This window comes from Mucilaginibacter gracilis, from assembly GCF_003633615.1.
Taxonomy (GTDB): Bacteria; Bacteroidota; Bacteroidia; order Sphingobacteriales; family Sphingobacteriaceae; genus Mucilaginibacter; species Mucilaginibacter gracilis.
Genome location: NZ_RBKU01000001.1, coordinates 857573 through 878701, shown reverse-complemented (window position 1 = coordinate 878701; position 21129 = coordinate 857573). Strand labels below are relative to the sequence as shown.

Here is a 21129-nt window from a genome sequence, read left to right as displayed (position 1 = left end):
AGTAAGCACCCTATCGTTAACCAAGCGGCCAATAGCCGGGCTATCACCGGCCTATGGAATGATGTTGAGCTATATCCTCAGACAGGCCCCTGTCGATATAGTCTTTTACGGTCACGAGGGCATCCCGCCCTATGGTATCATAGCCAATGGCCCAGCGCAATGCTTCCTCGATAGCTGCGGGCTGTCCGTTCCGTTGCAACCGGTAAATATCCAACAGGATACGCGCGTCCTTGGGTTCGAGTTCTTCCAGTTTATCATGGATATGAGCCAGTAGCATCTCCTTTGGCAATAAGGTTAGCACCGCGTCCCTACTGTAAATACCGGTTTTGTTATAAGGAAATTCGACATAGACCTCATCATTTTCATGAACAATATTGCTGATAATCCCGATCTGGCCCTGCATCCGCTGCGGATCATGGGTCAATAAGGGATGGACTATCACCCCTTTGTTATTTAGTTGTTCCATCATATTACATTTAGCGGCCACGACGATGGCCCTGGTGTAGATCATCCTGTTCAATTTGCTGATCTTGCTGAATGCCCAATTTGTCGCTGAGAGCGATCAGGCTGAATTTCGCAGTCGTTTCATTGGTCGTTGCCAGTTCTAAGGCAGTTTTATGATCCAAGGGATAGATGGATTGCTGTTTAAGGCTCACCTGTAACAAAATGCGAAAGTCTGGCGTGGTCAGTTCCGAAACTTGGGAAACCACATCCCGGTAAGTATCATTGCCTTTTCGCAGTACGAGCAATTCATTGCTGCTGTACCGTCCCTGTTTTCCGTCCGGGAAACTGAGGTAAAAATCATCTTTACCGGCTTCGGCGTATGTGAACATGCCGATCTGCCCCTGGCGTTCCGCCGGGTCTTCTAATAATCTGGGATGCACCTGGGCATAGGTGCCGTATAATTCGTCTGTCATATCAAAAAGGATTTAAAGGGTTAATGATTCTTTTTCTTGTAGGTTATGTTCATGCTGCCTTTGTTGGCGGGCGGCACCGGTGGTGGCACGGCAGGTTTGAACTGCTTTATAATTTCCTCGACCTCCCGGTTGATCTTAAAGAAGTTCTGTAAAAGGATTTCGTCCTTTTTGCCAGCGAAGTCATAGTACACAGGCAGGTCTTTGTAGTTGGCTTCTTCAGCTTCGATCTCCCTGCGGTCCAGGTTTACCCGGCAATTGATGGCAGAGGTTTCAAACCTTCCGGTAAAGATCTCCTGTACGTCAGCGGCGATCAGCCCCACCATTTCCCCTGTATTCAGCGAAGCGATCTTACCGGCAGGTATCAGGGATTCCAGCTTCTCGTTCAGCGAGGTGCTGGTCTTGTTGCGGTCGATGGACAATCCTTCGCCGATCTGCTTATTTTTGCCCAATAACCTTTCCAGCCACTCCAACGTTTCCTTGTTGCGCACTGAACCGGACAATAGGTTGCCAACTACCGAGGTGATGGTGGCTGCGGTATCTTTACCGTATTGTTGGTTAAGCTGCGGCAATTCCTGCAAGCCTAATAATACCGCTGAAAGATTGCTCCTTGCCTGTGAGATCAGGTTCTCGATCTTGTGCGTATACAACGTTGGCGCTTCATCAATGAGCAGTCCGACCGGGTTATTCCCTTTGGAATTAATGACCTGGGTGACGCGGTTCATGATGACCGAGTAGCAGGCTGAGTTAATGCTCTGCGTGGCCGGATCATTGGCTAAAACCAGGATGCCCGGATTTTCCTTGTCCGATATTTTCAGGTTAAAGTCATCGCCGGAGAACACCCAAAAGGTTTCTTTAGTCGCCAGACGGCTGATAAATATCTTCAGGGTGCCGACCTGGCCTTCCAATTGATCAAAGGCCCGCATCTGGTAGGCACTGCGGAAGGGCGACAATAACGAGGTCAGTTCCGGTTCAGTAAACAGCGTGGTAAAAATCTCATCGTAAGAGCGGTTCAGAAAAGCCAGTACATGCGGGTAGCTGGAATATTTTCCTCCGTTGTACTTGCTGAAGAAATAAACGCAGGCAGATAAGAAGTTAATGGCAGATTGTGTGAAGAACTGGTCACTGCCGCTGCTCCGGTCACCCTTCTTCATCGCTTCGACCAAACCTTCTGCACTTTCTGAAGCATCTGCCAGTGTCCGCAGGTACTCGCTGCGCCAGGGGTTCACCCTTCGGCTTCGCTCCACGTCAGTCAGATTAATGACGTGGAAACTGTGCTTTTTACATTTGCCTTGCTGTTTGGCCAAGAGGTATTGGTAATAAGCGATCTTTCCGAGATCTGGGTGCTTGAAATCGTAGATGGCCGCCGAAAACTCCTTAGCAATCATCTGCCGGATAAACGAATTAACGATGCCGTAAGACTTCCCGGAACCGGGCGTGCCGATCAGCAGTGTTCCACGGAAGGGGTTGACAATATTGATCCAGCCGTCCCTGACCTTACCTTTAAAGTAGAACTGCATTGGGATATTGACCGAATAGCGCGTATTCACCGGAACGGTCGGCTGCATAAAGCTTTCACCTTCGACGTTCCACACATCCTTGCCCAAACCGGAACGGATGAGTTTGGAAACATTGTCCATCGCCAGGCTGGTCACCAATGCCCCTGCAAATGAACAAACCATATAAAAGAGATTGCACCAGCTGGTATAGGCAAAGGCCAGCGCGGACGGACGATTGTATAACAGCAGGCTGCCGAAGAATAAAAGCAGCCCGGCAGTTAAGGGATAAACGATGTGCTTTTTGGGGTCAAGGTCGGTTTCCTTTTTGGCCAGTGTGCCAATACTGACCAGGCAGATCAGTAGCAGCGTGGACAGCTTGCTGTAAACCAATTCATGATAGATCGCGATATGGCTGATCTTGATTAACGCTTTAGCAAAAAAGCCCCAAAACGGGGCTTTCAGATAAATAAACAAGCTGGCTTCGAGTGCTATAGAAAAATAAATAGCGCACTGCATAAAGCCATGCAGCTTATGTTGCTCATGGGTTTCCTCCATAATGTTGATTGATTTTTAAGGTATGGAGGGAGGGCTTCGCCGTTCTTCCATAATTTGTTGGTTAAGTAAGAGATAGTTTTAACTGCGCCGGAACATACCGCTCAATACTGGCGATGGTATCATGAATCGCGCCGCCATGACTGAACAAAGCGATCTTTTCCAGTTCAAACTGGCGGTTTCTGCCCATGACCACCGAATGGTATCCGAAGGTGATCACCAACCCATCCGGATACAGACAACCTGGAATAGCATCTTTAAGCTGCCTGAACGGACTGCATACCATGCCCTGGTACATGGTCATGCTTTTACGGTAGGCATACGGCGGGTCAAGCAGAATGGTATTAAATCTTTCTCCGTTCCAGGTGCGCAGAAATTCGAGCGCGTCGAGGTGGTGATCGGCTGGCATGTCCGGGTTGAGGTCGTTCCGAATTTCATTGAGGGCCAAACGGGTGGGGCCGCAAAACAGGTTCAGCACTTTCCCTTCGCATTCCTTTTCCACCCAACGGCGTATTGGCCCGACTGTAAACGTATAGCGATGCAGCGGGCACCGGATATGCTCGAAATGGATCATTGGATTGCTGTTTTATAAGGGTGAATGTGTTGCAGTGGCTTACCGGCCAATACCGGTGCTTCGGTATTCCGTTTCGTCGTCGTCATCCTCCGCGGGACGGATGGAACGGATATTGTCATCGGGTTGGATAGCCTCGTCCGTTAGTTCGATGGTAACCTCGCTGCCTTTCATCTGGTTCGCCTGGATTTTGGCGGAGATCTCTTTTTCAAGACGGCCCAGCTCCAGCTTCATTTCCAGCAGTTCCTGCTCCTTTTCAAATGGCTTTTGCGTGATGGCGCGGTATAGGGGGATTTCTTTTTCAATTCCACTGAGATCGCCCTGGTATTTCTCTTTTAAGGAATTTACCCGGTCAATCGCATTCAGGAAATACCGCGCCGTCAGTTTGGGATTGTCCGCGTTCGGTGCGCCGTTACTTTGCATGTATTTGATACCCGTCTGCGGACTTTCTGCATATAGGCTGTTAAAGTTCCTCGACTGAAAAAGGCCGTCCATTTCAAAAGTCTCGCGTTCCCGCCGGATGTACAGGTCAAAACCATATAGGCTACCGATCTGCCGGTTATCCGGTTCGTCGCGTTTAGGTTCCCATTTACGGTAGAGTTCAATGAGGTGTTTGCCCATTGCCTCCGCATCAGCAGCGGAAGCCAGGCCCGAGAGTTGCAACAGGTTCAGCTTAACGCCGTCTTTGTCGTGTTGTAAAACCCCGCTATAAGATGCGGCATCAATAACCAGCTTTTCAAGGGTGACACTAATTTTGGCCTGTTCTTTTTCCAGCGATTCCAGCTTGTACCGGCCATTGGCCACCTCTTTGAAGTGTGTGGACTTCCAGCTTTCCAAAACCGCGACCTGCTTTTCGATCTTCGTTTTTTCCAGCAGCGAAGTATCGCCGGAAAGGATGGCGATATATTCCGAAAAGTTCATGCCGCTTTTTTCGTCCATTGCACCCTCGTCGAGTGTGCGCACATTTAGCTCGCAGTTTTTCATCTGAGAAATAAAGGTTTGCTTGTTTTTGAGCAGGTTGAACTTATAGTTGTCCAGCGATTGCTCGACCGCGTAGATGAAATTGCGCACCTTATTGCCATAATGAGTTTTCGCGAGCCAGTTGCCCTGCCTGGCCCCGCGGCCATCCCGTTGTTCCAGCTCTGCCGGTTTCCAGGGTATATCACAGTGGTGCATCGCAACGACGCGCTTTTGTACGTTCAGGCCAGTTCCGGCTTTCTCGGTACTGCCGATCAGGATACGGATTTGGCCGTTGTTCATCTTTTTAAACAACTCCGGTTTCTGCTTGTCCGTCCAGTCATGGATAAAGGTGATCTCGTCACGCGGGATATTAAAATCATTGACCAGCTTGTCGCGCAGCGCATCATAGATATTGAACGCATCCGGCTTCGGTGTGCCAATGTCTGAGAAGATGATCTGCGTACCCCGGTGCGGCGTACTTTCATGGTAGATCTCCTGTACCTTGCGGGCGCATACGTTCACCTTGTTGTCCGGGTGGTCTTCATAATCCGGATCGATCAGTCGCATATCCGCCGACATTTTCTTAGCGTAGTTGGTAGCGATCAGCATCCGCGCGTTATCTTCCTCATTGGTCAACGGCGCACGGCCTATCAGCGTGGCATCACCCGTTTCCGCAAATTTCATCAGGGCGGCAATAAAGTTTTCCTGGTCAGGTGTAGGCTTAATGTTGACCAGCGTTTCTTCCAGTTCCGGTTTGTCCAACTGGATATGCTTTGCCGTTTTATAATCGGTGATCTCGTTATAAAACAGGGCCAGCTCCGGTACCTTGATAAAATGACGGAAGCGCTCCTTAGCCACGATCTGGTTGGTTACGGAAAACTCGAAATCGGTGGTTTTTCGCGCGTAGACCGCAGCCCAGGCATCAAAGTTCTCGATGCGCTGCCGTTCCATTTCTTTGGGCCGCAGGTATTTAAAGATCAAATACATTTCGGTCAGGCTATTGGAAATAGGTGTGCCGGATAAGAACGTAGCACACAGGTCGCTGTTAAATTTTTGCTGCAAAGTGCGGATGGCAAACAGCATGTTCAACGCCCGCTGACTGCCTTCGGGATTGCCCAGACCCGCCACGCGGTTATGGCGCGTACTAAACAACAGGTTTTTGAATTTATGCGCCTCGTCGATAAATAAATGATCGATGTGCATACTTTGAAAGTGGATGCCCGCGTCCTTTTGGTTCTCAATGGCATAAAGGACACCGTTCAGCTTGGTTTGCAGGTTATTCCGCCGGATCTCCAACCCTTTGAGCATCCGGCGGCTGATCTCGCCGCCCAGGTCTGCCAGTGTATCCAGGTCCATCTCAATGTTATCCAGTTCGGCCTGAAAAATATCCCTTTGTATTTCGGGTGATTGCGGTATTTTAAAGAACTGGTCATGGGTCAGGATAATACAGTCCCAATTATTATTCTTGATCTGGTGGAAAAGCTGCTGGCGTTTAGCAGGCGTAAAATCATTTTCGCCCGGTGCCAGTATTTTTGCATTTGGGTACGCCTTGCGGTAGGTATCGGCAATCTGCGTAACGTTGGCTTTTAAGGCTAAGATAACCGGCTTATGAACGATACCCAGCCGTTTCATTTCCTGCGCGGCGACGATCATGGTGAGCGTTTTGCCTAAGCCTACTTCATGGTCAATCAAAGCCCCCCTTTTTTGAATGGTGCGCCAGGCGGCATTTTTCTGTGAGCTGTATAAATCGTCGATCCCCAGGGCTTTTTTATCCAGGCCGGGGAATTTTAAATGACTGCCGTCATATTCACGCAGCACAAAACAATTAAAAGTGTCGTTGTACAGTTTTTCCAGTTGCTGTTTTTCACTGTCCGGTCGTTCTTTCAGCCATTCCAGGAAGCGGGCGCGCATACTCTCTACTTTTTGGTGCGCCAGTTGGATCGCATCGTTATCGGGCACGCGGACGGCATCCTCGCCGTCACCGATCTTGTAAGAGAAATAGGGCGAGGTGTTTTCCAGCGCATGTTCAAGCAGGCTGTTCGGGTACATTTTATTACCCAGCTTCGGGGCAATAGTATATTCTGCTAACATGGCCGCCGTCGCATAGCGGTAGTTTACCTTAAAGGTGTCCAGAGAATTAAAATATTCGATCTGCGTTTTAGAGCCGAACAGGTCAGAGGCAAAACGCTCGTAATAATCGATGGGTATCCACCGTTCACCGAGGTTAAAATCAAGCAGCTCAAAAGGGATAGGTTCCGGCTGTACCCTGGTGATGTTCGCCAGGCTGCGCGCCAATTGCAGGTCGTCAGGGTTTTCTTTGACAATGGCTTCAGCTACCCTTAATTTTTCTACCACGTTGCCGGACAGGTAGGCATCGGTGGTTTCCCATTGCAGCGTAGCCGGGTTAAGCAGGATATGCTGGTTCAGCCCGCGTATCACCTCGCTTTCACCGAGGCCGGTAGCCTGCATGATATATAACAAGTCAACCCCGCCTTTGTCATTCAGGCAACGTGCCAGGGCCTCGGCAGGGTCATCGGTTTTCAGTTCGGTTTGCTGAGGGAACACCGGCCCGTTAAAAATGTCTGCTTTGATCCATTGCTCGTTTTCCTTGCGCTCCAAAGAGGACAGCAACAAGAAGCCGAAGGCTGCATCCGCTAAAACGCGTGCGCGATTATTCGTTTTATTCAGTTCCCCGAACCTGCCGTGCAACTCTTCATAAGCCTGGTTCAGATGTTCCCGCTGGACAGGCTGCTCCTGCAATGTTTCGCTTTCGAGGGCGGACAATGCAAGGTAGTTGTCGCGCAGGCGCACATACATCCCGTAAAACTCCGTGTGTTTTTGCTCTTCGAATGGTTTAAAATCAGCCCTGTCCCGGTTTGGTGTGTCGATCAGGCCCGCCTTACCCAAATGCACTACTAAGGTGTCCTTAACATAAAAAGGCTTGATATGCGTAAAAGGTTGCACCCGGTCGGCCCCGAGGGTAAAAGCGGATTCCAGGCTCTTGTCGCCCTCGTAGCGGTAATCATGCCCGAAATATTTAAGTTTGGCGGCCAGGGCTTTGAGTTCATAACTCAGGGCGTTCCCGTTAAACCACTTAGCAGGAAATTTGATCTCGGCCACGTTACTGTATAATTTATACAGGTAGCGGTTATTGGCCTTCGCTTTGGCCGTGATCATCACCAGGCTTTCATGGTCGGGCCGGTCAGTCGTTTTGATCGTACTGATCAGACGGGCGGTATAAGCCTCCACCATTCCAGCGTCAACATCCGATAAATAAGCCTGCGCCCGGTTGTTGTTCTGTGCCGGGGCCTGGTCAAACAGGCCCAGTTGCACGGTCATGATACCGCCTTTATCCTGAGGTACGGGCAGAAAGGTAAACTGCTTTGCCTTGTCCGTTTCGGAGGTGGATAAATCCTGAGCCGGTGTTTCCGGCTTTTGCCAACCTTGTTGCAGTGCCTCCCATTTGGCATGGTCAAAATGCTGCTGTAAACCGGTACTGATCTGCTCCTGTAAAGGTTGCAGCAAGTCGTCTAAGCTGCAGTTCTGCCAAAGCATTTGCGAAGCGTTGCCGTACTGATCCCTGCCTGCACCTACTTCGTCGCCCAACAGCAATTCCATGCGGCCTACGAGGTAAGCATTCATGGTGAACTCACCGTGTTCATTACGCAGATCCATCGTTGTCAACAGCAATTCTTCGGCTTTGGAAAAACTTTCCTTATGGTCGTTTTTCTGAACGATCAGCAAATGGCTGGGTGCTTCTGTATTGGCGATCTCTTTCATCAGGTTATCCGGCAATACCGATACGCTGATCAGGTCGGCAGAGGTAAACAGATGTTTCCGTGCCAATTCATTCGATGGGTTATTTAAAAAAGCATCGGTGGTCAGGTAGGCCATAATACCGCCATCACCCAGCTTATCCAGTCCTTTGGCAAAAAAGTAATTATGAATTTTGGAAGTGATGCCGCTATTGGCGTATGCCGGGTCAAATACCGAGAAATTACCGAACGGGATATTACTTGTTACCAGGTCATGCTGCCCTTTTTCGGCAGCGGACGTATCTTCCAGCCCTTTGATCTGCACAGCCGCAGGAACGGGCAGGCTGCTGGCTATCGCTTCCAGGACTTTGCCGGTCAATATATCCTTTTCTACTGCGCTGACCTGCGTTAAGGCAGGCAAAAGTTTAATGGCTTCGTCTATAAAAACACCAGCGCCCGCGCTTGGCTCATATAATTTACGGGGTGCAATACCCTGTGACTTTAATGCCTGGTAAATCGCCTGCGGTACAAAGGCCGGGGTATAAAAGGCTGTCAGGGAACTTTGACGCATGGCCTCTACCGCCTGTTTATATTCGGCTTCGGACAAGTGTTGCCTTAATAGTTCGTGCAGTTTCATGACCTGCGGGTAAAGGCGCAAATCGTTATCCGAGGCATTGCGTTTTATCCATTCTTCGCGTTCACCATAAGGAAAGTAGACGGCCCGTAACCCGCCGAAACCGGCATACGCCCGTAAGGTATCCAACTCTTGTTCGCTGAATGCGCGCTTTTTGTCCCAGGTGAGGGCAATGCGGATGGCCTCGATATTCCCGGCCATTTTTTCTGAAGGATTAAAGGCCATTTTCCATTCCTCCTTTCAGGTATTCCGCAACGGTGCCGATGATGGCGTAGCGCAGCATCCGGTCATCCTCGTTTTCTGGAAAGCTGTACTCCTGGAACACCGGAGCGCAGACCAGCACCAGGTTGATCAGCTCGTAGGTCAGGATACCCGCACTGCTGAAACGCAGGTATTCCTCTTCAAATTCTTCTTCCATCAGGCTGTCGAGGTATTCATAGCAGGAGCCTGAAAGCACGTTGCATAAAGCTTCTTCCGGTTCCGGTATCCGCAGAAAGCTGTTCAGGTATTCGGTTACTTGCCGCTCGTCCTGTAAACGGACGTATAGGCTGGGGTCGAGGCCGGCCAGCCTGCGCTGCAATTTTTCCAGTTCTGTGATCATGGCTTAAAAAATTAGGGTAAGGGAATGGTGTCGGCTTCCAGCACATCTTTGTAGGTGATGCCCAGCGTGATCACCCTGCCGGAAAGCTGCTGTTCGCTCATTTCTGCTTGCAGCACTTTGTTGCCGGGGAAAGTGAATTTTTTGAACACAAAGACGTTGCGGTAATGTCTTTTAAAGGCGGGAACGGTAAGTAGGGTAAAATCCGGCCTGATCTCCAGGGATTGCACTGTAGTTGCCTTATTGACCTTTTTATCATTGATCTTAAAGCGGATGCCCTCTATGCTATAGCTAAGGTTCGTACTGTTCTCAAAACTCAGGTCAAGAAAGATGTAGTCGCCGAGCGTATAGGCATGGTTCAGGTTGGCTTTGATCCCGTAGGCCTTACTGTGCGCCAGGTGTTTTTCCGGCTTTTTATTCAATATCCCGAAAGCATATTTTCTGAGTTCCGGTTGGGAGAGGCTTATACCGGGAAAGTCCAGCGGGCGCGTATCGGCAGGATTGATCTCTATATCAGTCTGAACAGCGCCGCCCTGCGGTTCTGCCGAATAAATGACATGGTATTGTGCCATGAACTTTTCGCCGACGATGGTGACGACCGCATCATGCGGAAAAACGCGCTTCGCCGAATCTGTGCGGTATTTGATTCGCAGCACATTTTTAACTGGCAGGTCACCCGCGATGCTGTTGCTGGAAATATCGACGTACTGTATCGGCTCCGGTGAGATAAAATGCACTGAAAGGCTGTCCGGCAGGTAAATGACCGGCAGGTCGCTCTTACGGACACCATCGGCTAAATTTATTTTTTGGGCATGGGATTGCAGTGCCGCTATAATGATAGCGGTTAAAATGATCAGCTTTTTCATGGTTAAGAGTTATTGCGCGGTTTGCGCGTGGGTGTCAATTAAATAGATGTAAGAATTGTATTTGATCTTCGCCTTGTTCTTGCGGATGGCCGATGCTATGGCGGTAGAGGTAGATTGAAACAGCTTGTCGGCGGTACTCATCAGGAACTGGCTGCCGTTCTGGGAATTGCCGTCGATGCTCACCCCTTGTATGCTGTTGGTGCCGAGGTCTTTGGTGAAGTCCCGGAATTGCGATGAGGGGACATAAAGGCCCAATAGTCCGTCCATATCATACACATCCAGCTTAACGGGTAATAATTGACCGTTGTACAGGATGGATTTGATGGTGAGCGTTACCCGCTGGCCGGAAAATCCGCTGATCAGCGCGTAGATATACGTGTCCTTTTTGACCAGGGCGTTACCTGCCTTAATATCTTCGAGCAAACGCAGCCGGATGCGGGAACCGGCGTAGCCGGTCACGTTCTCGTCGATCACTGCCGTCATCAATCCGGGGTGTTGTTCCGGCAGCACGGTATTGAAATCGGACGAGGCGTAATCGGCCTTACTGACCGCCAGTGTATTTTCTATGGCCTGTTTAGCCGCCGCCTTCGCCTTTGTTTCCGCTTCCTTTTTCTGCCTTTCCGCTTTATAAGCCGGGTCGTTCAACTTACCGACGCTGTCCATATAGGCCATTTGCTGCTTAAATATTTCCAGCGGGTCTTTTTCCTTTGGAGGCGGTGTGGCCTTGTTGCGGTAAGCAGCGCTTTCCCGTTGCCGCTGCAAGGTATTCAGTGCCTTGGCTAAGGCCTGATCCTGTGTAGAAATCCCACCGGGTGGTTTTGCGCTTCGTTTGCCCTGCACTGCTAAGGCCGCATATTTCTGCTTCATAGCCTGGCTGATCGAATCCAGCGTTTTCTTTTCCCGGTCGCTGTACTTACTGCCATAAGCCGCGCCGCCCGATTGTTCGGTTGGTATCGGGTTAACGGCGGTCAATCCGTCCGCGTCTTTATAGGTATTGCGAAAAGCGTCCAGTTTGCCGTCCAGGCGCTTCTTTTTGATCGATGGCGCGACGTCGCCTACGGATGCATTGATGGCATTTGTTTTTTGGACATCCGGCTTTTTTTTGCCCGCGCTGCTGTGGTACACGGCAAAGAACAAAAGCAGGAATGGCAGCACGAGCATGGGCAAAACATACTTGGGTTGTTTTAAATTGATGGTCATGGCTTAAATTGTTTGTTTAATTGTTGGAGCTTATCCAGCGCTTTTTCGAGCGCGGCGCTGTCCGCGTTGGTCAGGGTCTTTTTTGCGATCAGGCTATCCACCTGCCGTTTCAGGGCAATGGTTTCGCGGAGCGACTCGCCTGTTTGCAGTAACTGGCCTAACCCTGTGGTCAATGAGCTGCTTTTTTGTGCTGCGGGGGCTTTTTTATTGATCACCGGCTCTTTATTCCGGAACACGGTAAAGGACAAGCCAGCCGAAACCAGCATCAATACGATCATGCTGCTGAATACAAAGCGTGGAAAACGGTCAACAAAATGCTGCCCTTTGCCTGCTGCCTTGGTATAATAGCTGCCAAACTCCTTTTTTAATTCGCTTAACAGGGTATCCTTGGGATCCCGGTTAGAAGTTAGTTTTTTGAGCATCAGACAGGTCTTTGTTTTCTATGGTTTTCCAATTGGTGATGAGTACGCCGTGAGGATTATTGTCGCTGCGCGGAATGTCCTTTAAGCCCCCTTCGGTAATGAGAGAGCGCACGACCGTGGAACTGCGCCGGTCGATTTTCAGCTTGCCGTAATAACGGAAGTGCCTGGCGGACATGTCCAGCACCACCGAATCGGTTTGGAGCGTGAGTACCGAACTGGAAGAAAGAATAGAATTGAAATAGCCGTTCTCGCGCAGGTTGTTGTATTGCTGCATCCCTGATTCGTCAATCAGGTACATCGCCTTTTTGATCTGGTATTCGATGTATTTGTCATCAGGCGTGAGGGAAAAGAACAGCGAATGGAAAAGGTCAACGTCTGCCCGGTATTCCGCTGGACGATTCATAGCTATATCGGTCTGCGTAGCCATGATGGGGATATTTTTATCCAGGATATAAATGCTGCGCTGGGCGTTACTGACCATTTTGTAGGCATAAGCCATACCTGCAACGTCCATCAGCAAGGCAGTGAGCAGGCTGCCGAAAGCGATGTAAGTAGCCAGCCGTATTTTGGCTTCTATATTTTTGACGATCATAAAATTGAGGGAATAAAAAAGGCCGCCCCGGTTAAGGGCAGCCCGGTGAATGAAAAGGGAGACTGCTTAAAGGAAAGAGCCGGATGCCTTTCGGGCTACCCCGGCAACAGTAGCGGCACCGCGCCCAAAGCTGGAAGTAGCGGAACTGATACCCGAAGTAGAAATGATCCACGTCGAAATGCTTGGCACGGTAAACATACATACGGCACCGATCAGGAATACCACGATCACTGTTCCGAATGATAAGATGCCGTTACCCGCAAATACGGCCATTTTTGCCATATCAGCCGCTGTGCCATTAGTGCCGACTAATACCTGGTATTTGCTGATCTCGGATTGCAAAGCATATTCCTGCATCAGGCCGCAGAGGTACATGATTAGGTATCCGATCCCGGAATAAAGGCTCACCGAAATAAACCGTGCGATCCAGGTGCTGAAGCTATCGCGAAAAGCGGGCAAAATACTGGCTGCGACGGCAAAAGGGCCGAGAATGACCAGGATGGAGGAATAAATAATCTGGATCATAAGTAGGCTAAGCACCCAACGCCTTGCCATATTGCTATGGTAGGTTTTCAAATGCTCGCCCCCGAACCGGACTTACACCTTTCAGCGTATCCGGCTCTCCATTAAAGAGTTAGTCTATCGTTCCTGCGTGTGTTTTGACATGACAACTTTTGCAAAGGGCAATGGTCTTTCTGTATCTCGCCCTCATAACCTTTTCGACATGTGTTTTGCCTTTTAGGTCTTTGAGTTTTCTGACGTGATGCATCTCCAATGTTTCCTCTGCTCCGCATATTTCACATTTTTCGGCTTTAAGCCTGTCTATCAAACTATTTTTGGAATGATAGACAGTGAGATTTGCGTCTAATTGCACATCTGTTGCAGGATTTCTTCTTTTAAAACTCTCGTTGTAGAATGATTGGCTTTTTACATCGCCATTTTTATTGGCATATTGAACTGTAAACACTCCGTTTTTTACGTATTTACGTGCTATTTCAGGTACGCTGCTGCGATATTTTGCAGCAAATGTTTTGTACATACTGTACTGCATTATGTACCTAAAACGGCTTAGGAGTGCGCTATTGTTCGCAATAGCAAAGTAGTTATGAAATCCTCTTATGGTATAATTATAAGTTTGGAGGATTTCCAAATCATCATTGTGTAAGCTCTTGCTTCTTTCCCTTGCTTTCCACACTTCTTTTCCCTCGTTCCGTTTGATTTCCAGAACTTCGAAGTCGAAGAGTTTCTTTTTAATGGTGTCCATGTTAAGGCTTAGATATACTTTTTTATTGTATGTCCTTACCAATTCTCCATCAATGTTTCGCTTTGCAAGATTAGATTTGTTTACCGTTACTTCATACCCAAGAAATTTGGCGGGTTTTTCCGTATGCGTAATTAGGGTCTTTTCTTCGGATAGTTCCAGTTTTAGTTTGGATTCAAGAAAGGTTTTGATATCCTCTTTAATTCGTTTACTATCTTCTTTACTTCCAATCACACCAATTAGAAAATCATCCGCATATCTTACATATTTCAGTCTTCGGTAATCGCTATCCATTTCATCACAAGCAGGGATAGACATCTTTTGCTTATCAATCTCTTTGATTTTTTTAACTAATTCAAGACGTTCATTAGCGTCTTCTACAACTTTAAGTTTTCGCTTTACCACAAGCTTTCTGCTATCAAGTGTCCTTTGAAAGCTAAGGCGTCTTTTAATCAAGCCCCTGTCAAAGCTTTTGACATATTCCATAACATACCTGTCTAATTTATCCAGATAGATGTTTGCCAAAATTGGACTGACAATTCCACCTTGCGGGGTGCCGCTGTAGGTGTTGTGAAACGTCCAGTCTTCGATATAACCTGCTTTAAGGAATTTCCTTATTAATCGTAGGAAACGGTCGTCTGAAATTCGTTCCTTGAGGATATTTATTAAAACCTCGTGGTCGATATTATCGAAGAAGCCTTTAATATCTCCTTCGATGAACCATTTCGCTCCGGTAAATGTCTTTTGAATCTTCGTTAGTGCCGTGTGGCAGCTACGCTTAGGTCTGAAGCCGTGTGAACAGTCCAAGAACTGTCCTTCATAAATAGCTTCTAACATAGTTCGCACTACCTCTTGCACTAATTTGTCGTCAAAAGATGGAATACCTAAAGGGCGCATTTTTCCGTTTTTCTTCGGAATGTACACCCGTCTTGCAGGTTGGGGTTGATAGGTTTCTGTCCTTAGCAATTCAATTAACTGCTTGATACGGTCAAGGCTCATTTCGTCTATTGTTTTTCCGTCGGAACCTTCCGTCATGTTGCCTTCTTTCGCATAAATGCGTTGATAAGCAGTGAAGAACATTTCTTCGTTAAACAATAACCTATAGAGTCTTTCATACCTATAGTCCGCTTGCGGTCCATGCTTCGATAGACCGTTTAATACTTTCGATGAATTTCTCATAATGTCTCACACATTGTTCATTAATTGTATTAAACCTTTAACTGCTTCCCTTCGCCATGTACAAGGCTTTCCCTTGCTCGGACTACTACGGAAGCTCCGTTACCATATCGGATATTCAAAAGCCTGCGCTTTATAGCCGCGCCAGCGGCATTCCGACTTAGGTAATCCCCGTTTGCTATGTAATAACTATGGCGTGATAGATTGTCGGATATGGTTTCCATCCTTTACCATTTACTATGGTTGCGTTACAGTTTATTCCTGCTTCTCCTACTCATCTTCAATAGAGAAGTACCGTAATGTGGCGAGTTTAGTTATCTTACGCCACAGGCTCTACAACGACCGCTCGGATTACTATTCAATCAATTCGGACTTTATCCTTATATCTATCTTTTCATCTCCATCATTCAGTCGCAGGATGATAACTTCCTGACTTATGACTTTTCCGACATGCTACACTCCCTGATCGATTTCTCTCAACAGATAAGTCGGATGATGACAGGCAGTTGGAATACTTGCCTGATGTCTTGCCAAAGACATATTTATTACACAGCCTGGACGGGCGCACATATGATATATACCGAAATCCGGAGTATCCAGATACCTAATATCTCCAATAGTTGGGTAAATAATAATTGCAGACCGACCGTCAGCCGGTTCTTTAATTCCAGTAAGGGTTGCACAACGGTGGAAATTCCTTCCTTGACCGTGCTGGTTACGGAATCCCACGCCTGCCCGTACCAGGTATCGCTTTCCTTTTCAGCCACTTCGGTCTGTGCCTGGAAGGTATACAGGGAATTGGCAACCGCCAGCATCAGGTTCGCCCGCTGAAAGCGCAGGTCATCTACGATGCTTTGTTCACTTTCAAACATTTCTGAAGTGGTGCTGGCAATGACTTTAGTGGGATATTCGACGACCTTCACGAATGTGCCCCACCACAAAATGATCATAGCCAAACCAAAAGGCCGCAAAAGCGGCATGATCTCCATTTTTTTGTCGCCTACCATCATTTCATAACTTTTGATGGAAAAGAATATGATCATGAAAATGGCTGCCAATGCCTTAGCATCAGTAATAAATAAATCAAAGTGTGTCCAGATGGAATCTTTGAGGCCGGTAAGAAAAGCCATCACACCGGTTTCATAAACACCATCGCCTTGCAGGAATTGCAGGGACTGTTTATAGGCGCTGGTATCCACAGTTGCGGTTTGCGCAAAACAAAAAGTGCCGGTCAATAATAATATCGCCAGCACTGCCAATCGTTTTTTATTCATCATCAGGTTTTAATTAGGTTAATACTGCCGCCTGGCTAAAACACCATTGGCGATCTGTACATCGGTATTCGGAGTCCATCCGGGAATCGTTGCCTGCCCGGTATGTAGTTGCTGCTGTTGTACGGTCATGTTAATGCCCTTTTGTGCTGCTGACGTTCGGATAGCCCATACTCCTGCCAATACGCGGTACTCTTTCAAAAGCCGGTAATAGGCCATGATGCGCGAACCCCTGTCCATGTCCGTGCTATGCGCGGCCTGCACCCGTTCCTTCAGCATAGCCAGTTCATTGGTGTACCAGTCATAAGTACCTTCCGAAACCAATTTTGTGCTGACCTGGGCGGGTAAAGGGCTGAGGATAGTGGCAGCCGAATAGTTCAGCAAGGGCTGAAACTGCTGGTTATAATATAGTAACCACAAAGGATCAGCACTGGAAACTACCCCTGTCGTATTAGCGATCTGGGATAAGGCAGTATTGCGGACAGTATCCGAATTGAGCTTGTAGTTGCCGTCGATGGTGTTCATAGAACTGATCAAAGCGAGGCGCAGCGTTTGCGGGCCGCTAGCGCTCAGCGGCCTTAAATCAGTCTTGTGATAGTTGGGGTCGAATAATCCCCAGACCAACCAGTAATATGGATTCAGACTGAGGAATCCGGGCTTCGGGTAGAACTTATTTTGGTCCCATTGCTGGAAAACCATGCGCTGGCTTTGATTGTCAACGGCATCATCCTTGATGACGGACTGTGCGTACGAAGCTGAAAGCAATAGGCTGAAAGCTAAGATCATTACATGTTTTTTCATTGTTTTGAATGAGTTAATCGTTCTTATCGGTATTCAAGAATTTTGCTGGGTTATTAATTTTCATTGCCGCAAAAACTTAGCGTTGGAAATAATTTGGGCAGCAAAGTTTTTGTCTTTGTTGATCCATTTGGCAAAAGGGTTGGCGGAGGCCAGCACGCCGCGTTCGGCTGCCCAATGCATCGCGCTCCAGGCACCATAAGCCAATCCGTCGATGATCTGCAATTGCTGGATGATCTTGCGCAGCAATTGGTCGCGGGCATTATAGTCGGCCAGCATATTATCGCCCTCTTTGAGTACAAAGCCTGAAATATCACTGACAAGGGCGGTGATATGCGGCCCTATGTAATTCTGGTATTGGGAAACGAATAAGAGCAGGGCGGGATCATTCCTGGCTATTTCTGCCGTCTTGCCCAGGTAATAAATAATATCGCTGGTCATAGCTGTGATATTTTTAATAGCCAGGCCATCTTTTAGTGCGGAGTTTACATTGGACAGGCTGTTATAAATGATGGTTTGTGCCGCGACCACGGTACTGACATTGGTGTTGACCGTATTCAGATTGCTGTTGATATTTCCGAGATACTTATGATGGGTGGTTTCGGCGCTGTTTCCACTTGGAGTAGACGCGGATAGCGCCGACGATCCCGACTATTCCCCCGATGACCAGGGAAATGTTAGTTACGGGATCAACGTAGGTTTGCAGGGTTGAGGTCGCTGTGTTCAGGCCGGTTACACCGCTTTGGGCAAAGGCTTGTACCGATGCCAGGACGAATAGGATAGCTGTCGCCAATACAGATTTGATTTTGTTAAGCATAAAAAATTGGGTTGTTAAAAATTTGAGGTGAGGATTGGGCATAAAAAAAGCGGCCACCTGTTGGGGAACCGCTTACGCCTTGACAATAAATCATGAATCAAATACCAAAAATGGCCCGGAGAAACGCGCCCATGAGCACCATAAAGAGGGCGGCATAAAACCAGGCTGCTACATCGGAATCGATGCGCGGCTTCCCCGCCTGCCAGTTATGGTATATTTTAATGGCCCCGGTAATACCGAAAATTGCGGCGATCACTAAGGCACAGTCCAGCGCGGAAAAGAACGAATTGGACAGATCCTGCCTGGCCTGCTGCATTTCGTCTATGCCGGGCTGTGCATGGGCGACGATGCCGTAAAGCAGGACAAGCAATAATAGGGTTAGTCTCTTCATGTTTGAAAATTGACTGGCCGCGTGTAAAGGATCGCTTCTTCGCGGACGAGATTAAAGAGGTTTTTGAGTGTTACCCCGCCGGAAGCAACGTTATCAGGTTCGGGTTTGCGTTCCGGTGGTGGGGGTTGTTGCGGCGTTTCAGCGGCCACTTGCCGGGGCATACTGTTCTGCGCAGTCAGCGCTTCCGCGGGATGTTCCACTTTTTCTGCGGCCACCGGCTCGGAAAAACTGAGTTCATAACTCATGGCCTTACCGGTTTCTGCCCGCGCCTTACCGCCTTTGAGGTCAAGCAAGATGATCGCCAGGTAATACAGGAAGTAAACCCCTGTCACCCATAGTATAAATTGTAACCAGGTCATAATTCGAGGTTTTTAAAGTATTCTTTAATGATCTCCCGGATCTCGGGATGCTGTTTGGTAAACTGCCGGACGGCGTATGCGACCAGCCGGGTAACTTCCACGCCCGTAGCCATCTTGAAATGTGCCAGTGTTTGCGCGGTTTGCGCGTCGAAGCGCACATGTACCATGCTTTTATGGTCGCTGTTGTCATAGTCCAGCAGTTGTTTGATCAGGTCGGGTATTGGTGGCGGGCTGTTGTTTTCGGGAGTAATGGTTTTGTTTTCCTTCGGCCTGGTTTTGGCCGGTGGTTGGTTTGTGGCGGGCTTCGCGATCTGGTTGCGAAGCTGTTCTGCCAGGTTTTTCATTTCACTCATAGGGGTTGGATATAGTCGTGGTAAAGCTGTTCAAATACAGGCCCCACCACGGGATCTAAGGATTGGGGTGTGTGCAAAGTGGTGATCCGTTGAAAGTCAATCCGGTCGGGCAAGGGTTCGGTAACTTGCCCGAAATTGGCTAACTGCTCGTCTACGTCACGCCGGAGTTCATAGCGGACGTTGGCTTTGACCCGGTTAGGTATATAGGTGATCATCGCCCTGGGATTAAGCTTTTGCAGTACTACTGAAAAAAATATCGTGGATTCAAAGCTCAGTTCATCATACGCGAAAGGACAGATCACCCAATGCGCCGACTGGAATATTTTGATCAGTCCGTCATCATCCAGCTTGCCGGGCAGGTCGATCAGGACGACCTGGTTTGTTGAGGTAGCGTTCAGCAACTCGTGCATGGATGGGTAATCGGCCAGGTCGGCGGCCATAACCTCGTAGGGCGGGACGTTATCCGTTATTTTGGACTTTTCATATTTCTGCGCCACGGATTGCTGGTGATCCATATCTATCACCAGTACATTGCGCTGTTTAACCAGCGTTAAAAAATTAGCCAGTAACAAAGTGAGCGTACTTTTTCCTGCGCCACCTTTCTGGTTGCCGATGAGTATGACCATAAAAATTATTTTTAAGTGAGTAAATGGATCAGCGGGTATTGGTTCTTGCTTTCTTTTGCCGCCGCCTTCGCATCCCATGAATTTGCTGGTCGTCCACATCGTCCGCGATGTAAATACCCGGAACATAAACATGGTGGTGATATTGCTCCCTGAAATCGTCAAGGTCATCGCCTGAGAGCAACTGGCCTACCGGGATGGCGGTATTTGCTGGCGGGTCTATTAACAGGGGATCTTCTTCCGTGCCGCCGATCTCCAATCCCTGGTGTAGCAAGCCCTGTCCGAGGTCGGGATAATTATGAAGCGCGGCTTTTAGCAGGGCACTATAAAAATCTGTAGTTTCTGGCCCGGCCTCCTGTACTTCCGCTTCCACCGCCACAGGATTTTGCACTTCAGGTTCCTGCTTAGTAAATGTTTCGCGTCCATTCAGGGCCAGCAGCTCTTTGAGCGGCATGATCTCGCCGCCTTTCCATACTGTTTTAGCCGCATGGTCGATCAGCGTATAACCATAGGGTGCTTTGCCTTCACCCGCGTGGAATTGCAATTGTATTCCCATTTTGGCCCTGAGATAAGCTGCCAGCTCCGAGGTGTACCGGCCTGTCGCCTTATTAAAGCCGCCGGGTAATGGCGTGGTCAGCGGTTTTAACTCTGTATCATAGATCGCGGCGTATTTATGCAGTATTGCTTTAAGCTGGGCCTGCCTGCCGGTGTCTGGCAGGTATGATTTTAATTTTTCGGCTACCAGGGCCAGCGGAATTTCGTCCTGCTTCTTCCCGAATTTGATAACTTCCAAAACCTGTCCGGCCTCGCGCAATACATAGCCCTGGCTTTCCAGGATCATCATGAACTGCGCTTTGGTCGAAAAGGAATAGCTTAATGCTTTATCAATTGCGGCTTTGGTGCCGTGCTTTTCATCCACGCCCATGACCTTATTGATAAAACGCACCGAGCGGCTGTGTTCATAGCTGTCTTTAATGGTGTCGCCGTTGCGGTCTACCCGTACCGAAACCACATGAACATGATTGTTACCGGTGTCATTGTGGAAGACGATCAGATAAGGTTGGTCGGCATAACCCATCTCGGCTAACCAGGCTACGGCGATGCCGGTCAGTGCCTGTTTATCGTGACTTTTGCCCTCTGCGGAGATCGTGGCGTGGAACTGCGGCTCCGCGACATCCTTGTTCAGTGCTGCGAGCGCAGACAGGTAAGCCTTGTAGTCTTCCGGCTTTAAATGATCAAGTCCCTGTAAGGGGCCGAAGTTTGCAACCAGCATCAACTCACCTTTACCCTGATCCATTTTTTCGGTGTTGTAGTTAACCGCACCGAACAGGGATGATTTACCCAAAATTCTTGCGATCATGTTACTGTATAAATTGATACGGGATATTAAATAGCCTGACTGGTTATATCGGCATAACAAGTTCCGTGATAGGTTATATCGTGTTATTGCAGAGCTTGGTCGTTTATAAACTGATATATTATATCAGGTATCAAAGTCAAACCTATCTTGTTACGGT

The 21129-nt window shown here is 48.5% G+C and carries 22 protein-coding genes; all 22 read right to left on the bottom strand.

Annotated features, from left to right (window positions below; translation table 11 throughout):
• Positions 1-43: 43 nt before the first annotated feature.
• A complete protein-coding gene (locus BDD43_RS03670; RefSeq protein ID WP_147425564.1) occupies positions 44-511 on the bottom strand; it encodes a hypothetical protein in 468 nt (155 codons plus the stop codon).
• On the bottom strand, positions 477-917 hold the full coding sequence (locus BDD43_RS03665; RefSeq protein ID WP_121196417.1) for a hypothetical protein: 441 nt from the start codon (positions 915-917) through the stop codon (positions 477-479). The genes BDD43_RS03670 and BDD43_RS03665 overlap by 35 nt, the downstream gene beginning before the upstream one ends.
• 20 nt (positions 918-937) lie before the next feature.
• Positions 938-2968 carry a type IV secretion system DNA-binding domain-containing protein gene (locus BDD43_RS03660; RefSeq protein ID WP_121196415.1) on the bottom strand — a complete coding sequence of 677 codons (2031 nt, stop codon included), beginning with the start codon at positions 2966-2968 and terminating at the stop codon, positions 938-940.
• 61 nt (positions 2969-3029) lie between these two features.
• The gene (locus tag BDD43_RS03655; protein WP_246001446.1) at positions 3030-3467 is read right to left on the bottom strand and encodes an RsmD family RNA methyltransferase; all 438 of its coding nucleotides are present in this window, start codon (positions 3465-3467) and stop codon (positions 3030-3032) included.
• Between the two features lie 111 nt (positions 3468-3578).
• Positions 3579-9086 carry a helicase-related protein gene (locus BDD43_RS03650; protein ID WP_246001445.1) on the bottom strand — a complete coding sequence of 1836 codons (5508 nt, stop codon included), beginning with the start codon at positions 9084-9086 and terminating at the stop codon, positions 3579-3581.
• Between the two features lie 13 nt (positions 9087-9099).
• Positions 9100-9486, bottom strand: coding sequence for a hypothetical protein (locus tag BDD43_RS03645; protein ID WP_008506562.1), 387 nt, complete (start codon positions 9484-9486; stop codon positions 9100-9102).
• 11 nt (positions 9487-9497) lie between these two features.
• A complete protein-coding gene (gene traN, locus BDD43_RS03640) occupies positions 9498-10349 on the bottom strand; it encodes a conjugative transposon protein TraN (RefSeq protein ID WP_121196410.1) in 852 nt (283 codons plus the stop codon).
• A gap of 9 nt (positions 10350-10358) precedes the next feature.
• Positions 10359-11549, bottom strand: a complete 1191-nt coding sequence (traM, locus tag BDD43_RS03635; RefSeq protein WP_121196409.1) for a conjugative transposon protein TraM — start codon at positions 11547-11549, stop codon at positions 10359-10361.
• On the bottom strand, positions 11546-11971 hold the full coding sequence (locus BDD43_RS03630) for a hypothetical protein (protein ID WP_008506559.1): 426 nt from the start codon (positions 11969-11971) through the stop codon (positions 11546-11548). The genes traM and BDD43_RS03630 overlap by 4 nt, the downstream gene beginning before the upstream one ends.
• A complete protein-coding gene (gene traK / locus BDD43_RS03625) occupies positions 11949-12563 on the bottom strand; it encodes a conjugative transposon protein TraK (protein WP_121196407.1) in 615 nt (204 codons plus the stop codon). The genes BDD43_RS03630 and traK overlap by 23 nt, the downstream gene beginning before the upstream one ends.
• A 66-nt stretch (positions 12564-12629) precedes the next feature.
• On the bottom strand, positions 12630-13088 hold the full coding sequence (locus BDD43_RS03620; RefSeq protein WP_317128743.1) for a hypothetical protein: 459 nt from the start codon (positions 13086-13088) through the stop codon (positions 12630-12632).
• Between the two features lie 109 nt (positions 13089-13197).
• The gene (gene ltrA / locus BDD43_RS03615; protein ID WP_246001443.1) at positions 13198-14919 is read right to left on the bottom strand and encodes a group II intron reverse transcriptase/maturase; all 1722 of its coding nucleotides are present in this window, start codon (positions 14917-14919) and stop codon (positions 13198-13200) included.
• 113 nt (positions 14920-15032) lie between these two features.
• A complete protein-coding gene (locus tag BDD43_RS03610) occupies positions 15033-15224 on the bottom strand; it encodes a hypothetical protein (RefSeq protein ID WP_121196404.1) in 192 nt (63 codons plus the stop codon).
• A gap of 321 nt (positions 15225-15545) precedes the next feature.
• Positions 15546-16277, bottom strand: a complete 732-nt coding sequence (locus BDD43_RS03605) for a hypothetical protein (protein ID WP_246001441.1) — start codon at positions 16275-16277, stop codon at positions 15546-15548.
• 15 nt (positions 16278-16292) lie between these two features.
• A complete protein-coding gene (locus BDD43_RS03600) occupies positions 16293-17036 on the bottom strand; it encodes a hypothetical protein (RefSeq protein WP_246001440.1) in 744 nt (247 codons plus the stop codon).
• A 96-nt stretch (positions 17037-17132) separates the two neighbouring features.
• Positions 17133-17600 (bottom strand): hypothetical protein, encoded by a 468-nt coding sequence (locus BDD43_RS03595; protein WP_211339649.1) that lies wholly within the window; start codon positions 17598-17600, stop codon positions 17133-17135.
• A 55-nt stretch (positions 17601-17655) separates the two neighbouring features.
• Positions 17656-17886, bottom strand: coding sequence for a DUF4134 family protein (locus BDD43_RS03590; RefSeq protein ID WP_246001438.1), 231 nt, complete (start codon positions 17884-17886; stop codon positions 17656-17658).
• Between the two features lie 97 nt (positions 17887-17983).
• Complete coding sequence (locus tag BDD43_RS03585; protein WP_121196401.1) at positions 17984-18277, bottom strand: DUF4134 family protein; 294 nt, start codon at positions 18275-18277, stop codon at positions 17984-17986.
• On the bottom strand, positions 18274-18636 hold the full coding sequence (locus BDD43_RS03580) for a hypothetical protein (RefSeq protein ID WP_121196400.1): 363 nt from the start codon (positions 18634-18636) through the stop codon (positions 18274-18276). Before BDD43_RS03580 ends, BDD43_RS03585 begins: the two co-directional genes overlap by 4 nt.
• The gene (locus BDD43_RS03575; RefSeq protein ID WP_121196399.1) at positions 18633-18989 is read right to left on the bottom strand and encodes a hypothetical protein; all 357 of its coding nucleotides are present in this window, start codon (positions 18987-18989) and stop codon (positions 18633-18635) included. The genes BDD43_RS03580 and BDD43_RS03575 overlap by 4 nt, the downstream gene beginning before the upstream one ends.
• Positions 18986-19615 carry a ParA family protein gene (locus BDD43_RS03570; RefSeq protein ID WP_121201866.1) on the bottom strand — a complete coding sequence of 210 codons (630 nt, stop codon included), beginning with the start codon at positions 19613-19615 and terminating at the stop codon, positions 18986-18988. The genes BDD43_RS03575 and BDD43_RS03570 overlap by 4 nt, the downstream gene beginning before the upstream one ends.
• Before the next feature lie 28 nt (positions 19616-19643).
• Positions 19644-21032 carry a relaxase/mobilization nuclease domain-containing protein gene (locus BDD43_RS03565; RefSeq protein ID WP_147425563.1) on the bottom strand — a complete coding sequence of 463 codons (1389 nt, stop codon included), beginning with the start codon at positions 21030-21032 and terminating at the stop codon, positions 19644-19646.
• Between the last annotated feature and the right edge of the window lie 97 nt (positions 21033-21129).

Bases quoted from the DNA above. Each gene is read 5' to 3' on its own strand.
- BDD43_RS03670 (WP_147425564.1), bottom strand. From the start codon at position 511: ATGATCTACACCAGGGCCATCGTCGTGGCCGCTAAATGTAATATGATG.
- BDD43_RS03665 (WP_121196417.1), bottom strand. From the start codon at position 917: ATGACAGACGAATTATACGGCACCTATGCCCAGGTGCATCCCAGATTA.
- BDD43_RS03660 (WP_121196415.1), bottom strand. From the start codon at position 2,968: ATGGAGGAAACCCATGAGCAACATAAGCTGCATGGCTTTATGCAGTGC.
- BDD43_RS03650 (WP_246001445.1), bottom strand. From the start codon at position 9,086: ATGGCCGGGAATATCGAGGCCATCCGCATTGCCCTCACCTGGGACAAA.
- BDD43_RS03645 (WP_008506562.1), bottom strand. From the start codon at position 9,486: ATGATCACAGAACTGGAAAAATTGCAGCGCAGGCTGGCCGGCCTCGAC.
- traN (WP_121196410.1), bottom strand. From the start codon at position 10,349: ATGAAAAAGCTGATCATTTTAACCGCTATCATTATAGCGGCACTGCAA.
- traM (WP_121196409.1), bottom strand. From the start codon at position 11,549: ATGACCATCAATTTAAAACAACCCAAGTATGTTTTGCCCATGCTCGTG.
- BDD43_RS03630 (WP_008506559.1), bottom strand. From the start codon at position 11,971: ATGCTCAAAAAACTAACTTCTAACCGGGATCCCAAGGATACCCTGTTA.
- traK (WP_121196407.1), bottom strand. From the start codon at position 12,563: ATGATCGTCAAAAATATAGAAGCCAAAATACGGCTGGCTACTTACATC.
- BDD43_RS03620 (WP_317128743.1), bottom strand. From the start codon at position 13,088: ATGATCCAGATTATTTATTCCTCCATCCTGGTCATTCTCGGCCCTTTT.
- BDD43_RS03610 (WP_121196404.1), bottom strand. From the start codon at position 15,224: ATGGAAACCATATCCGACAATCTATCACGCCATAGTTATTACATAGCA.
- BDD43_RS03605 (WP_246001441.1), bottom strand. From the start codon at position 16,277: ATGATGAATAAAAAACGATTGGCAGTGCTGGCGATATTATTATTGACC.
- BDD43_RS03590 (WP_246001438.1), bottom strand. From the start codon at position 17,886: ATGCTTAACAAAATCAAATCTGTATTGGCGACAGCTATCCTATTCGTC.
- BDD43_RS03585 (WP_121196401.1), bottom strand. From the start codon at position 18,277: ATGAAGAGACTAACCCTATTATTGCTTGTCCTGCTTTACGGCATCGTC.
- BDD43_RS03580 (WP_121196400.1), bottom strand. From the start codon at position 18,636: ATGACCTGGTTACAATTTATACTATGGGTGACAGGGGTTTACTTCCTG.
- BDD43_RS03575 (WP_121196399.1), bottom strand. From the start codon at position 18,989: ATGAGTGAAATGAAAAACCTGGCAGAACAGCTTCGCAACCAGATCGCG.
- BDD43_RS03570 (WP_121201866.1), bottom strand. From the start codon at position 19,615: ATGGTCATACTCATCGGCAACCAGAAAGGTGGCGCAGGAAAAAGTACG.